The sequence below is a fragment of the Pseudoxanthomonas sp. genome (assembly GCF_035999195.1).
GTDB lineage: Bacteria > Pseudomonadota > Gammaproteobacteria > Xanthomonadales > Xanthomonadaceae > Pseudoxanthomonas_A.
In genome coordinates this window covers 13,767-27,323 of record NZ_DASYGY010000007.1, presented here as the reverse complement: position 1 = coordinate 27,323, position 13,557 = coordinate 13,767, and the positions used below count along the sequence as shown (strand labels likewise).

The 13,557-nt window shown below is 68.0% G+C and carries 16 protein-coding genes; 9 read left to right on the top strand and 7 right to left on the bottom strand.

Annotated features, from left to right (window positions below; genetic code table 11):
* Positions 1–26: 26 nt before the first annotated feature.
* The 3 genes from arsC to VGN58_RS04770 all read right to left on the bottom strand — a co-directional run bounded on the left by arsC (position 27) and on the right by VGN58_RS04770 (position 2,192).
* Positions 27–446 carry an arsenate reductase (glutaredoxin) gene (gene arsC / locus VGN58_RS04780; protein WP_327482183.1) on the bottom strand — a complete coding sequence of 140 codons (420 nt, stop codon included), beginning with the start codon at positions 444–446 and terminating at the stop codon, positions 27–29.
* Positions 446–1,630 carry a phospholipase A gene (locus VGN58_RS04775; protein WP_327482182.1) on the bottom strand — a complete coding sequence of 395 codons (1,185 nt, stop codon included), beginning with the start codon at positions 1,628–1,630 and terminating at the stop codon, positions 446–448. The genes arsC and VGN58_RS04775 overlap by 1 nt, the downstream gene beginning before the upstream one ends.
* A 76-nt stretch (positions 1,631–1,706) precedes the next feature.
* The gene (locus VGN58_RS04770) at positions 1,707–2,192 is read right to left on the bottom strand and encodes a DUF456 domain-containing protein (protein ID WP_327482181.1); all 486 of its coding nucleotides are present in this window, start codon (positions 2,190–2,192) and stop codon (positions 1,707–1,709) included.
* Positions 2,193–2,421: 229 nt separating this feature from the next.
* On the opposite strand from VGN58_RS04770, the gene VGN58_RS04765 reads away from it, so the two are divergent.
* Positions 2,422–2,631: a cold-shock protein gene (locus tag VGN58_RS04765; RefSeq protein WP_055944114.1), complete on the top strand. Its 210-nt coding sequence runs from the start codon at positions 2,422–2,424 to the stop codon at positions 2,629–2,631.
* Between the two features lie 93 nt (positions 2,632–2,724).
* Here the strand turns inward: VGN58_RS04765 and VGN58_RS04760 are convergent, their stop codons facing one another.
* Positions 2,725–3,204 (bottom strand): glycine zipper 2TM domain-containing protein, encoded by a 480-nt coding sequence (locus VGN58_RS04760; RefSeq protein WP_327482180.1) that lies wholly within the window; start codon positions 3,202–3,204, stop codon positions 2,725–2,727.
* Between the two features lie 142 nt (positions 3,205–3,346).
* Positions 3,347–3,787, bottom strand: coding sequence for a cytochrome c (locus tag VGN58_RS04755; protein WP_327482179.1), 441 nt, complete (start codon positions 3,785–3,787; stop codon positions 3,347–3,349).
* 75 nt (positions 3,788–3,862) lie between these two features.
* Here VGN58_RS04755 and VGN58_RS04750 point away from each other — a divergent pair, with 75 nt between their 5' ends.
* Both VGN58_RS04750 and VGN58_RS04745 read left to right on the top strand, forming a co-directional pair.
* The gene (locus VGN58_RS04750; RefSeq protein WP_327482178.1) at positions 3,863–4,672 is read left to right on the top strand and encodes a tRNA threonylcarbamoyladenosine dehydratase; all 810 of its coding nucleotides are present in this window, start codon (positions 3,863–3,865) and stop codon (positions 4,670–4,672) included.
* Between the two features lie 112 nt (positions 4,673–4,784).
* Complete coding sequence (locus VGN58_RS04745; protein ID WP_327482177.1) at positions 4,785–6,200, top strand: nuclear transport factor 2 family protein; 1,416 nt, start codon at positions 4,785–4,787, stop codon at positions 6,198–6,200.
* Between the two features lie 3 nt (positions 6,201–6,203).
* On the opposite strand, the gene VGN58_RS04740 is transcribed toward VGN58_RS04745, so the two are convergent.
* Both VGN58_RS04740 and VGN58_RS04735 read right to left on the bottom strand, forming a co-directional pair.
* Positions 6,204–6,974, bottom strand: a complete 771-nt coding sequence (locus VGN58_RS04740) for a TatD family hydrolase (RefSeq protein WP_327482176.1) — start codon at positions 6,972–6,974, stop codon at positions 6,204–6,206.
* Between the two features lie 4 nt (positions 6,975–6,978).
* A complete protein-coding gene (locus tag VGN58_RS04735) occupies positions 6,979–7,212 on the bottom strand; it encodes a DUF6116 family protein (protein ID WP_327482175.1) in 234 nt (77 codons plus the stop codon).
* Positions 7,213–7,383: 171 nt separating this feature from the next.
* Between VGN58_RS04735 and VGN58_RS04730 the strand changes: the two genes are divergently transcribed.
* From VGN58_RS04730 to VGN58_RS04705, 6 genes are all read left to right on the top strand, one after another.
* Entirely contained in the window at positions 7,384–8,199 is an 816-nt protein-coding gene (locus tag VGN58_RS04730) for a glycine zipper 2TM domain-containing protein (RefSeq protein ID WP_327482609.1), read from the top strand.
* Between the two features lie 144 nt (positions 8,200–8,343).
* On the top strand, positions 8,344–9,507 hold the full coding sequence (locus VGN58_RS04725; protein ID WP_327482174.1) for an acyl-CoA dehydrogenase family protein: 1,164 nt from the start codon (positions 8,344–8,346) through the stop codon (positions 9,505–9,507).
* Positions 9,508–9,591: 84 nt separating this feature from the next.
* Entirely contained in the window at positions 9,592–10,143 is a 552-nt protein-coding gene (locus VGN58_RS04720; RefSeq protein WP_327482173.1) for a GNAT family N-acetyltransferase, read from the top strand.
* Positions 10,140–10,628 carry a hypothetical protein gene (locus VGN58_RS04715; RefSeq protein ID WP_327482172.1) on the top strand — a complete coding sequence of 163 codons (489 nt, stop codon included), beginning with the start codon at positions 10,140–10,142 and terminating at the stop codon, positions 10,626–10,628. Before VGN58_RS04720 ends, VGN58_RS04715 begins: the two co-directional genes overlap by 4 nt.
* Entirely contained in the window at positions 10,618–11,286 is a 669-nt protein-coding gene (locus VGN58_RS04710) for a glutathione S-transferase family protein (protein WP_327482171.1), read from the top strand. Before VGN58_RS04715 ends, VGN58_RS04710 begins: the two co-directional genes overlap by 11 nt.
* Positions 11,283–13,547 (top strand): thiamine pyrophosphate-dependent enzyme, encoded by a 2,265-nt coding sequence (locus VGN58_RS04705; protein ID WP_327482170.1) that lies wholly within the window; start codon positions 11,283–11,285, stop codon positions 13,545–13,547. Before VGN58_RS04710 ends, VGN58_RS04705 begins: the two co-directional genes overlap by 4 nt.
* Positions 13,548–13,557: the final 10 nt, after the last annotated feature.

Here is a 13,557-nt window from a genome sequence, read left to right as displayed (position 1 = left end):
TGTGGATTCCTGCGCGGGATAGTACGTCAGCCGATGCGGTTTCCGGCCGCATCGACGACCGGTTGGCCGTCTTCCTTGCTGAAGGCACCACGCTGCGGCTGCGGCAGGATGTCCAGCACCGCTTCCGAGGGGCGGCACAGCTTCGTCCCCCGCGCGGTGACCACGATCGGCCGGTTGATCAGCACCGGATGGGCCAGCATGGCGTCGACCAGCGCCGCATCGTCCGCCTCCGCCAGGCCCAGATCGGCGTAGAGCGATTCCTTCGCACGCACCACCTCACGCACGGGCACCTGCATGGCCGCGATCAACGCCAGCAGCGTCGCGCGGTCGGGCGGTGTCTTCAGGTATTCGATGACACGCGGCTCGATCCCGCCATTGCGGATCAGCCCCAGCGTGTTGCGCGACGTGCCGCAGGCGGGGTTGTGGTAGATCGTCACCTCGTCCATCAGTACCAGTCCAGCAGCGAGATGCCCAGGCCCACGTAGGTGGCCTTGTGGTTGTAGTCGATCAGGCTCTCGCCGTAGCCGTGGAACACCTGCACATGGCCGCGGAAGGCGCGGTTGATCGGGAAGCCGTAGTCCAGCTGCAGGGCGCCATGCGATTCGTCGCCGCCACGCAGCGAGTGGCGGCCGAGCACGGTGAAGACGTGGCCATCGCGCGCGTAAGTCAGCATCGCATCGCCGCGGCCGATGTAGTTTTCGATGTCGGGATTGTCGTCGTCGTTGCCGTCCGGCACGCGATACCAGGGCCGCAGCACCAGCGCCCAGTTCTCCCGGTCCAGGCCGATGGTGGCGATGACCCGGTTCCAGCTGCGCGACAGCGGGTCGCTGCGGCCGTTGGACTGGTGGTTGATGCCGATGCCGGCCATGCGCCCCTTCCAACCGGCGATGCTGTAGTTGTTGCGGAACACCAGCATCACTTCCGGCTCGTAGTTGGTCTCGCGGAACGGGCGCGACTCCTCGCCGTTGTAGACCTGCCAGCGCGAGCTCTGCGTGTACGCGCCCCAGACGTCGCCGTTGCCGCCGAACAGGTTCTCCGCGAACTTGGTCTTGAAGCTCAGCTGGAATTTCGCCTCAATGTCCTGCAGTTCCTGCGGCTCGGTGACGGTGTTGTCGGGATTGGGCGAGGAGGGCGTCTCGTTGACCTGGCTGGTCCAGAAGGCGGGCAGCAGGTACATCGGCTTGTAGGCGCGCAGCTGGAACACGCCGAGCTTGGAGTCCTTGGCCAGTTCCCAGCGGCTGTCCAGCAGCGAGCCGCGGCCGGCGTTGGCGATCAGGTCGGCGTCCGCCGCATCATCGACGCGGAACCAGGCGCCCATGCGCCGCCGGGCGCGCTCGCCCATCGGCAGGTCCGCCGCCTTGGCCGCTTCGGCCTCGGCGCGGGCGGCCGCACGCGCCTGCTCGCGTGCCTGTGCCTCGGCTTCCTTGGCCGCGCGCGCCTGTTCGTCGGCGGTGCGCGTATCGCGGGCGCTCCTGCCGAGTGCCTGGTCGTAGCAGGCCAGGCGGGCGGCATCGTTCTCCAGCATGAAACACGCTTCGGCCGGGGGGGCGGCGGGTGCGTCCTGCGCCTGCGCGGCAAACGAGAGGGACATGCCGATGGCCAGCGGCAGGAGTCGGGTGCGTCGCGTCATGCAGGGCTCGGCGGGGAGACGGAGGGGAGGCGGTATTCTGCCAGCCATGGTGCATGCGGGGTGTATCGACGCCGCATCAGAAGAACCATGCGAAGACGAACAGGCCGACCATCGCAAAGGTCAGGCCGAGCTTCAGCACCACGCCCAGCACGATGCCGAGCCAGGTACCGAGGCCCACTTTGGTCGCCTGCCCCAGTTCGCGCCCATGCCACAGTTCGCCGAGCAGTGCGCCGACGAAAGGACCCGCCAGCAGCCCGATGGGCATGAAGAACAGGCCGGCGAACGTACCGATCACCGTGCCCCAGAGCGCCTTGCGGCTGGCGCCCACGCGCTGCGCCCCGATGGCGGTGGAAAAGATGTCTGCGGCGAACGACAGCGCGGTCAGCAGCCCCAGGACCACCAGCGTCACCCAGCCGATCTGCTGGAAATCGCCCGCCCACGCGGCCAGCATCATGCCGGCGAACACCAGCGGCAGGCCCGGCAGGGCCGGCAGGACCACCCCGGCGATGCCGATCAGGATCAGCACGACCGCCAGGGCGTAATAGAGCATCTGGATGTCCAATCAAATCTCCTAGTGAATCAACGAGTTGCCTGGGGGTTGACTTTTCCGTTCAAGCGTTTGCATTTTGCCAAATGCCGGGTTACCGTGCGCTCGCTGCCGTTGCCAAGGTCACCGTGAATCGTGGCCTGATGGGGTAGATCCATGATCCGCTGCATCCTTGTACCTCGCTTCCTCCTTGCAACCAGCCGCCCAGCAGGCGTAACCACCACCCGTTTCAAGGAGCAAGTAGATGTCTGATCGTGAAACCGGAACCGTCAAATGGTTCAACGATGCCAAGGGCTTCGGCTTCATCAGCCGCGAGAATGGTGAAGACGTGTTCGTGCATTTCCGCGCCATCCAGACCCAGGGCTTCAAGAGTCTGAAGGAAGGCCAGAAGGTCAGCTTCACCGTCGTGCAGGGCCAGAAGGGTCTGCAGGCCGATGCGGTGCAGCCCGTCTGACCGGAAATAGCCGAACCGCGCTCCAGCGCGTGCTCCCACGAAAAAGCCCGGCCGATGCCGGGCTTTTTCTTTGCACGGATGAGGCCGCTGCGATCAGCGGATCACCACGCGCCCGTTCTGGATGCGCACGTAGGTGTTCTCGCGCACGCCGCCCAGGTCGCGCTGGTTGATGGTCACGCGGCGACCGTCGTCCATACGGACGGTGACGTTGTAGGTGTCGCCGGTGGTGCGGTTCTGGATGGCATTGCCTGCCGCTGCACCGGCAACCGCACCGGCGACGGTGGACACGTTCTTGTTGCCCTCGCTGCCACCGGTACGGTCGGAGATCTGGCGACCCGCCACCGCGCCCACGATGCCGCCCAGCACCGCGCCCGTGGCCGACGGCGCGCTGCGGCCCGACGGCACTACATCGATGCGCTCCACGATGCCGCAGTCCGCGCAATAGCGGTTGGCCGGGGCGCTGCTGTAGCCGCCGTTGTTGTAGCCGCCGCTGCCGTAGCCCGGCGATGTGCTGGCGCAACCGGCGAGGGCGACGGTGGCGGTCAAGCCGATGGCGAGCAGACGCATGTTCATGGGTATCTCCTGTGGATGGTGAGGCCGCCGATCAGGGGGAAGCCTTTCGTGGCGCATGCTCCACACGAGCGCGTGAACATCATGACAATCGGGCCGCTCGCGCGGCCCGGATGTCAGGTGCGATTCAGTCGCGCCGCACGGGCTATCCGCGGAAATCCTGGTGGCAGGCCTTGCAGTCGGCGCCGACTTTCTCGACCAGCGCGCCGGCGGCGGCACAGTCGGTCGGGGGTGCGCTCAGGGCGGCATCAAGATCCGCACGGAACTGGCTGGTGTGGGTCTTGAAGCGCTGGTCGTCCGCGATGCCGGGAAACGCCATCTCAAGATCGTTCGCCATCGCCCGCAGCGTGCGCACGTGGGGAATGGTGTCGGTGGCGGCGCAGCGGTTCTGCTTCACCTTGTCGGCCAGCAGGCCGGAATGCTTGGCCATCACGTGCATCACGCTGTCGGGGAACTTGTCCTGCCTGGCCTGCAGCGCACGCAGGGCCATGACCGTGCAGATGGCGCCCACCACCAGGCCGATGAGGAAGAGGAAGAAGTAGCGCGAAGCGGCGGACGGCTTCTTGGTCTCGGGCTGGCTGGCCATGCGGCGGGCTCCTGTGGATGACGCGGCGATGGTACGACGGCCGTCACGGTTTGCGCCACGGCTTACACTGGTGACATGAAGAAAGAACTCCGGGACCGGTTCGCCGGTATCGATCGTCTCTACGGCGTGGGCGCGACCGAACGCTATGCGGCATCGCGCGTGGCCATCGTCGGCATGGGCGGTGTGGGCTCGTGGGTGGTGGAAGCGCTGGCACGCTCGGGCGTGGGCCACCTGACCCTGATCGATGCGGACGACATCTGCGTGTCCAATACCAACCGCCAGTTGCCCGCGCTGGAAGGGCACTACGGACGCAACAAGGCCGAGGCGATGGCCGAGCGTTGTCGTGCGATCAATCCGCTGATCCATGTGGAAGCGGTGCCGCAGTTCCTCACGTCGACCAACATGGCCGACCTGCTGGATCGCGGATTCGACCTGGTGCTCGATGCCTGCGACAGTTTCCGCGTCAAGGTCGAGATGATCGCCTGGTGCCGCCGGCGCAAGCTGCCGATCGTGGTATCCGGCTCGGCCGGCGGACGCACCGATCCCACCCAGATCAGGCTGCGCGACCTGTCGCGTACCGAGCATGATGCGTTGCTCGCGCTGGTGCGCAAGAAACTGCGCGCCGAGTTCAACTTCCCGAAGAACAAGGATCGCTACTTCGGCGTGCAGGCGGTCTATTCGCTGGAGAACGTCAACTATCCGCAGGCCGACGGCACGGTCTGCGGCCTGCGTCCGCAGCTCGGCGCCGATGCCGCCTTGAAGCTGGACTGCGGCGTGGGACTGGGGGCCGCCACGCACATCACCGGGGCCTTCGCCTTCGCCATGGCCGGCAAGGCGCTGGAACTGCTGCTGAAACCGCGCAGGGCGTCCGCCACCGTCGGTTGACGGCTCGGTCGGATCGTTCCGGCGCGGCCGCGCGACACTCTGGCGCACGCCGTCTGTGCACGGCGGTCGTGGGGCGCGATAGTGCGCGCCCCTTCTGGTGCGAGTCGCCCGCATGTCCGCCCGTCTCCTGTTGATGTTCGCCGGTCTGCTGCCGTGGGCTGCCATGGCCCAGGCCTGTCCCGCGATTCCCGACACCATGCAGGCCGCGCGCATCCACGCCGCCGGAGGACCGGATGCGTTGCGCGTCGAACGCGTTCCTGTACCGGTGCCGGCGGCGGGCGATGTCCTGGTGCGCGTGCACTATGCGAGCGTCAATCCCGTCGACTGGAAGCTGCAGGAAGCCGGCCGCCTGCCGTTTCCCGCGACGCCCGGCGGCGACTTCGCCGGCGAGGTGGTCGCCGTCGGCGCAGGCGTGACCGCGTTCGCCTGTGGCGATCGCGTTGCCGGCATCGTCGATCCGCGCGAGCGATCAGGCAGCTATGCGGACTATGTGGCCGCGCCGGTCGCGGCCGTCGTGCCCGCGCCGGCTGCGTTCACCCTGCAGGAAGCCGCGGCGTATCCGACCGTGGCGGTCGCGGCGTGGCGCTATCTGGTCGGCGCGGCCGAGGTCCGGTCCAGAGACCGGGTGCTGGTGCATGGCGGGGCGGGCGGGGTCGGATCGATGGTCGTGCAACTCGCGAAGGCGCGTGGCGCCCATGTGACCGCCACTGCGTCGGCGCGCAACCACGACTACCTGCGCGCCCTGGGCGCCGATGCGGTGATCGATTACCGCAGCGTCCGCTTCGAGGACGCGGCACGCGGCATGGAGATCGTCGTGGATACCGTGGGAGGCGACACGCTGGCGCGCTCGCCCGCCGTGCTGCGCGACGGCGGACGGCTGGTCACGCTGGTCGGGCAGGTCCCCGCCGCGCTGTGCGCGTCCGGCCGCATCGCATGCCCGCCGGCGCCCGCATGGGATGTGCAAGCCGGCCTCGCGGGGGTGGCGCCCCTGATCGCGGCCGGACAGCTGCGCGTCCACATCGACGGCCTGTATCCGCTGTCGCAGATCGTCGAGGCGCAGCAGCACAATCGCGCCGGCACGACCCGCGGCAAGGTGGTCGTCGCGGTGGCGGCGGACAACGTCGACCGCGTCAGCGGCGATGACGTGGCCGCGGTGCGCGTGCCGCTGCAGGCATACCTGGACGGCCATGCCACCGGCCAGCGCCGCCACTTCGAGCGGGCGTTCGCGGAGGATGCCGTGCTGGTTGGCATCAAGGATGACCGTTACCGCCACTGGCCCGCGCGTGAGTACATCGACGTCTCCTCCAGCGGTCGTGTGCCGGCGGACGAGGCGCAGCGCAAGCGCCGCATCCGGCAGATCACCGTGACCGGCGATGTCGCGACCGCGGTCATCGAACTGGACTATCCCGACATGAAGGCGCTGGACCACATGACCCTGCTGCGCCGTGGTGACGCGTGGCGCATCGTGGTCAAGGGCTATCACGCGTGGACGCCCGGGCTTGCGGACGGCGCGACGGCGGCGCGATGAGCCTCAGCCGGGGGAGGGCAGCGCGAACAGCCGTTCCGCGTTCCGCGTGGTGGCACGGGCCAGCTCGTCGGGCGGGATCCCGCGCAACCCTGCGATGACATCGCGGATCACCGGCAGACGTGCCGGTTCGTTCCGCTGGCCGCGGATGGCCGCATCGGGCTGGTCCGGCGAATCGGTTTCCAGCAACAACTGCTCCAGTGGCAGCGTCGCGGCCAACGTCCGCAGCCGATTCGCACGCTCGTAGGTCACCGGTCCGCCCAGGCCGACCAGAAAACCGGCCTGCCACAGCTGCCGTGCCTGCTCCGCACTCCCGGAGAAGCTGTGCACCACGCCGCGCAGGCCGCCGACGCGCCGTATGGAGGCGATCACAGCATCCACCGCGCGCCGTGCGTGCACGATCAGCGGAAGATCGAACTCGCGCGCAAGCCTCAACTGGCCATCGAAGTAGTGCTGTTGCGCGTCCGCATCCAGGCCGTCGACGAAGAAGTCCAGGCCGCACTCTCCGATCGCCACGGGCCGCTCGCGTTCGATCCAGGCGCGCAGTTCGTCGAGGTGTGCGGGACGATGCTCCGGCAGATACATCGGATGCAGGCCGTAGGCCGCGAACAGGCCGGCGTCCAGCCTGCACACATCACGCAGTTTCGGCCACGACGCCGCGGTTACCGCAGGCACCACCTGGCGGGTCACGCCCGCAGAGCGCGCACGCGCGACCACCGCGTCGCGATCGGCGTCCAGCTCCGGTGCATCGAGATGACTGTGGCTGTCGACCAGCATGGGATCAGCGGTGCGCGTCGCGCGCCTCGAGCGACGAGGGCGGATCCTTGCGACGCTTCCAGTTGGCGAGCAACAGCGTGCCGAGGCCGAACAGCATCTCGTCGAGCAGCGGGATGGGATCCAGCCCGGGCGGCAGCAGCACGCTGATCACGAACAGCGCCGCGGTGATCTTGAACAGGGTGGGATAACGCAGCCTGCGCGCCCATTCGAGCACGGGAAGCAGCAAGGGACTGGGCATCGTGGCGTACCTGCGAAAAACGAGGATGGCGCCACGCTAGCATGATCTCCCGGTAACGGACGCGTTCATTTTTCGTTGTTTTTCGTGGCCATTGGCCGGTACTTGGTTCAGGTTCGCGGTGGTGCAATGATGACCAACGTGAACCGGGCACAGCCCGACCTGGAGGCAGCGATGAAGAGCAACACCACAACGATTCTAGTCGCCGTCGGCGCGCTGCTGGTGGGTGGCGTGGCCACCGCCGCATTTCTCAAGGGGGGCGACAAGGGGCCGACCGCGCAGGACGGTTTGGTGACGGCAGCCGACGGCTCGTTGATCGCGGACGACACGGCGGCCACCGGCAACGAGATCCCGACGGGGACGTTGCAGTACGCCACGGTGGTGAAGGCCGATCCGGTCACCAGTTCGGAGAAGCTCTACGCCACGGTCATCGGTACCGAAGCGGTGCGCGAGACCACCACGACCAGCACGCCGCGCGAGGTCTGCGAGGACGTGGTGGTGCAGGAGCGCCTGCCGGAGCGCGACGGCAACGTCGGCGGCACGGTCGCCGGCGCGGTGATCGGTGGCCTGCTGGGCAACCAGGTGGGCGGCGGCAGCGGCAAGAAGGCGGCCACGGTCGCCGGTGCGGTGGCCGGTGGCGCCATCGGCAATACGGTGGACAAGCGCCACGTCGGTGGCCGGGTCGTCAGCCGTACCGAACGCCAGTGCCACACCGAGAACGCCACGTCCGAATCCTCGCGCGTCACCGGCTACAACGTGACCTACCGCAACCCGGACGGGTCCACCGGCACCATGCGCATGGACAGCAAGCCGGGTAGCCGCATCGCGCTGGGGACCACCGACAAGGTCATCGGCTACGACGTGACCTACCGCTTCGAGGGCCAGGACAAGACCATCCGTCTGGACCAGAAGCCGGGCGACCGCCTGCCCGTGATCGATGGCCAGGTGGTGACGCAGACCGCCCGCGTCGACGCGCCCGACCAGGGCTGAGGCAGTCGGCCCGCAAGGCCTGCGTTTCAACGTGGCACCCCGCAAAGGCCGGCGTTTCGCCGGCCTTTGCTGTGCGGACTGGCGCTTACCGGTGCCGACGGGCACCGCATACAATGCGGTGGACGACTCCCGCTGGCGACGCACATGGCCTTGAATCCGTACGACCTTTTCGACGTCCGTTCGCTGCTGACCGAAGAGGAGCGCGCCGTCCAGGACGCCGTCGCACGCTTCACGGACGAGCGCGTACGGCCGATCATCGGCGACGCCTTCGACCAGGGCCGGTTCCCGAAGGAACTGGTCCCGGAAATCGCGGAACTGGGCCTGCTGGGCTCCTCGCTGCCTGAGAAGTACGGCTGTGCCGGCCTCAATGCGGTCAGCTACGGCCTGATCTGCCAGGAGCTGGAACGCGGCGACAGCGGCATCCGCAGTTTCGTCAGCGTGCAGTCCTCGCTGTGCATGTATCCGATCTACGCCTACGGCAGCGAAGAGCAGCGCCAGCGCTGGCTGCCGGACATGGCGGCCGGCAAGGTGATCGGCTGCTTCGGCCTGACCGAACCGCACGGCGGTTCCGACCCGGCCAACATGAAGACCACCGCACGCCGCGATGGCGACGACTGGGTGATCAACGGCTCGAAGATGTGGATCACCAACGGCAACCTGGCCGACATCGCCATCGTGTGGGCGCAGACCGATGACGGGATCCAGGGCTTTCTGCTCGAGAAGGGCATGGCCGGCTTCACCGCGCAGGAGATCAAGCACAAGATGAGCCTGCGCGCCTCGGTGACCAGCGCGCTGTTCTTCGACAATGTACGGGTACCCGACAGCAGCCGCCTGCCGAACGTCAAGGGCCTGAAGGGTCCGCTGGGCTGCCTGACCCAGGCCCGCTACGGCATCACCTGGGGTCCGATCGGGGCGGCCATCGCCTGCCTCGACGAAGTGCTGGCCTACACCAAGGAACGCATCCTGTTCGACCGGCCGGTGGCGGCCACGCAGAGCGCGCAGATCAAGATGGCCGACATGGCGCGCCGCATCACCCTGGCGCAGCTGCTGTCGCTGCAACTGGGTCGCCTGAAGGATGCCGGCACGATGGCGCCGGCGCAGGTGTCGCTGGCGAAGTGGAACAACTGCCGCATGGCCATCGACATTGCGCGCGAATGCCGCGACCTGCTCGGCGGTGCCGGCATCACCACCGAGCACGCCGCCATCCGCCACGCCCTGAATCTTGAATCGGTGATCACCTACGAAGGCACGGAAACCGTGCACCAACTGGTGATCGGACGAGAACTGACGGGCATCAACGCGTTCTGACGCGCTTCAACCGGCGGCGGACGCGGCAGTGGTCGCCTGTGCCGCCGCTCGCCCCGGCCTTCCCGTTGACTTGCTGTGGTGGCGATGGACCTTTCCCGCTTCCAAATCGAAACCCCACGCCTGTTGCTGCGGCTGCCGCGGCAGGAGGATTACGAGGCATGGGCGGCGTTCGGTGCCGACGGGGAGGCCACGCGCTACATCGGTGGCGTGCAGGCGCGCTCGCCCGCATGGCGCAGTCTCGCGGCGACGCTGGGTAGTTGGCACCTGCAGGGTTTCGGCATGTTTTCGGTGATCGAGAAGACCAGTGGCCGCTGGGTCGGTCGCGTCGGGCCCTGGCAGCCCGAAGGGTGGCCGGGCACCGAGGTCGGCTGGAGCATCGCACGCGAGGCCTGGGGGCGCGGCTATGCGCCGGAAGCGGCGAGCGCGAGCATCGGGTGGGCGTTCGAGCACCTGCGCTGGCAGGAGGTGATCCACACCATCGACCCGCAGAACGCCAACTCGAAGGCGGTGGCCGCCAAACTCGGGTCGACCTATTGGCGCATGGATCGCCTGCCCGAACCCCATCATGAAAAACCGGTGGAGGTGTGGGGCCAGACACGCGCGCAGTGGCAGGCACGCAGGGCCGCACATCCGTGAGTCCCACGTCCGCGCTGCACGCAGGCCTGCACGATGCCCTGCCGCAGATCGCGCGGACGTTCCGCGATCCCTGGTGGATCATCGGCAGCGCCGCGATGGCCCTGGCCGGCATCCCGGGCATCGTGCCTCAGGATATCGACGTGCTGTGCAGCCGGAACGATGCGCTGAGGTTGCGCGAAGCGTGGATCGACCACGTCGATGCGCAGTTCCAGCCGGCGGACGAGGCGCGTTTCCGTTCCGCGTTTTCGCGCTTCACGCATCTGCCCATGCCGCTCGAAGTGATGGGTGGCCTGGAGGTGATGACGGCCTCCGGCTGGCAAACACTCCGCGTGCACCACGACCTGCGCCTCGATATCGCCGGCCACGCCGTGCGCATCCCGACGCTGCTCGACCAGCGCCGCATCCTGCTCGCGTTCGGCCGCGACAAGGACCTCGCCAAGGCCGCCCGCATTTCCCCGTCGCCGGAGCACCCGCATGTCGCCTGAGTCCGTCACCGTCCATGGCATGTCCAGGTCGGGCAACTGCCACAAGGTGCGCCTGCTGCTCGAGCAGCTGCGACGTCCGTATGCGTGGACGGAAGTCGACAGCGCGAACGGCGGTACCCGCACGCCCGCGTATCTCGCGAAGAACCCGAACGGCAAGGTGCCGATGCTGGAACGCGCCGATGGCGCCGTCCTCGTGGAGTCGAACGCGATCCTCTGCTGGCTGGCAGAAGGCACGCCGCTGCTGCCCGCCGATGTCTGGCAGCGGGCGCAGGCGCTGAGCTGGCTGTTCTTCGAGCAGTACAGCCACGAGCCCTACATCGCGGTGGCGCGTTTCATCCGCGGTTGGACGCCCCTCGACTCGCCGCGCCGCGCCGACCTGCCTCGCCTGCAGGAACGCGGCGCCCAGGCGCTGGCCGTGATGGAGAAGCACCTGCAAGGCGCGGCCTGGTTCACCGGCGACGACTACGGCGTGGCCGACATCGCGCTGTTCGCCTACACCCACTGCGCGGACGACGGCGGTTTCGACCTTGCCGCGTATCCGTACATCACCGACTGGCTGGCGCGCGTGCGCGCCACGCCGGGTTTCGTCCCCATGCCGGGCGTCAGCGACGAGGTCGCGGCGCGCCTGGTGTCTTCCCGAGACCGAGCGAACACATGACGGCACATCCTCCCATTCCTGCCCGCATGAAGGGCCTCAACCGCGCCGAGATCTGCGACCAGAACTTCATCGAGTTCGTGAAGGAATGGAACGGACACGTCGGTGTCAGGCCGGCGCCCGGCGATGCGGTCCTGCCAGGTAGTGCGCTGGACGCAAAGGGGTTCATCGAACTGCTGGAATCCCAGCTGATCTCCCGGCATCTCGACCTGATGGCGCGCGTGCTGCGCGTGCAGAACAAGGTCTTCTACACCATCGGCAGCTCCGGCCACGAAGGCAACGCGATGGTCGCGCGGCTGACGCGGCATACCGATCCGGCCTTCCTGCATTACCGCAGCGGCGGTTTCATGGCCGAGCGCTTCCGCAAGCTGCCGGGCATGGATCCGGTGATGGATTCCGCGCTGAGCTTCGCGGCGAGCGCCGAGGACCCCGCCTCCGGCGGTCGCCACAAGGTATGGGGCAGCAAGCCGTTGTGGGTGCTGCCGCAGACCTCGACCATCGCCTCGCATCTGCCGAAGGCGCTGGGCACGGCCGTGGCCATCGAACAGGCGCGCCGCATCGGCCATGCGCTGCCCATCCCCGACGACAGCATCGCGATCTGCTCGTTCGGCGATGCGTCGAGCAACCATGCCACCGCACAGACCGCCTTCAACGCCGCTGCTTGGACCGCGTACCAGACGCTGCCGGCGCCGGTGCTGTTCGTCTGCGAGGACAACGGCATCGGTATCTCGGTGAAGACGCCGGACGGCTGGATCGGGCGCAATTTCCGCGACCGCAGGGACCTGGACTACTTCCATGCCGACGGCCTGGACCTGGCGACCGGCTACGGGCAGGTGCAGGCGGCGGTCGAGCATTGCCGCCGCACGCGCCGCCCGACGTTCCTGCACCTGCGCACCACGCGCATCATGGGTCACGCCGGTACCGACTTCGAGATCGAATGGCGGCCCCTGGAGGAGTTGTGCGCCGTGGAGGCCACCGATCCGTTGCTGCGCTCGGCGGCGATCGCGCTGGAATCCGGGCTGTTGTCGAAGGAGGCACTGCTGGACCTGTACGAAGCCACGCGCACGCGCTGCTTCGCCGCCGCCGAGGATGCGGATCGTCGGCCTCGCATCACCACGCTGGACCACGTGATGGCACCGCTGGCGCCGTACACGCCGGATGCCGTGGCGAAGGAAGCGGCGCGCACCGCACCTCACGAGACGCGCGTCGCCGCCTTCGGCAGCGAGGACAAGCTGCCGGAGACGCTGCCGCCGCGCCATCTGGCCATCCAGATCAACAACGCGCTGCACGACCTGTTCTGCAAGTACCCGGAGACGCTGCTGTTCGGCGAGGACGTGGCCCAGAAGGGCGGCGTCTACACGGTGACCAAGGGCCTGCAGAAGGCGTTCAAGGGCACGCGCGTGTTCAATACGCTGCTGGACGAGACGATGATCCTCGGCCTGGCGCAGGGCTACGCCAACCTCGGCATGCTGCCGATCCCGGAGATCCAGTACCTGGCGTATTTCCACAACGCCTGCGACCAGATCCGCGGCGAGGCGGCCAGCCTGCAGTTCTTCAGCAACAACCAGTACCGCAACCCCATGGTCGTGCGCATCGCCGGGCTGGGCTACCAGCGCGGCTTCGGCGGCCACTTCCACAACGACAACTCGATCACCGCACTGCGGGACATTCCCGGCCTGGTCGTGGGCTGTCCGTCGCGCGGCGACGATGCGGCCACCATGCTGCGCACGCTGGCGGCGCTTGCGAAGGTGGACGGCCGCGTGTCGATCTTCCTGGAGCCGATCGCGCTGTACATGACCAAGGACCTGCACGAGGCCGGCGATGGCCAATGGCTGTTCCCGTATCCCGCGCAGGACGAGGCGATGGCGCTGGGCGAGGGGCGCGTGTACGGCAAGGGCGCCGATGATCTGGTCGTCTTCACCTACGGCAACGGCGTGCCGATGAGCCTGCGCGCCGCGCGCAGCATCGAAAAGAAACACAGCTGGAAGGTGCGCGTGGTCGACCTGCGCTGGCTGGTGCCGCTCAATGCGACCTTCATCGCCGACCAGGCGAAAACGGCGAAGCGCCTCCTGGTGGTGGACGAAGGTCGTCATGCCGCCGGGGTGGGCGAGGGGGTCATCACCGCCATCGCCGAAGCGGGGTACGCGGCCACGCCGTTCCAGCGCGTGGTCGGTGCGGATACCTACACGCCGCTGGCGGGCGCCGCATTCCTGGTCTTGCCCGGCGACGAGGACATCGTCGCAGCGGCCGACCGGCTGGCATGATGGCCGTCCC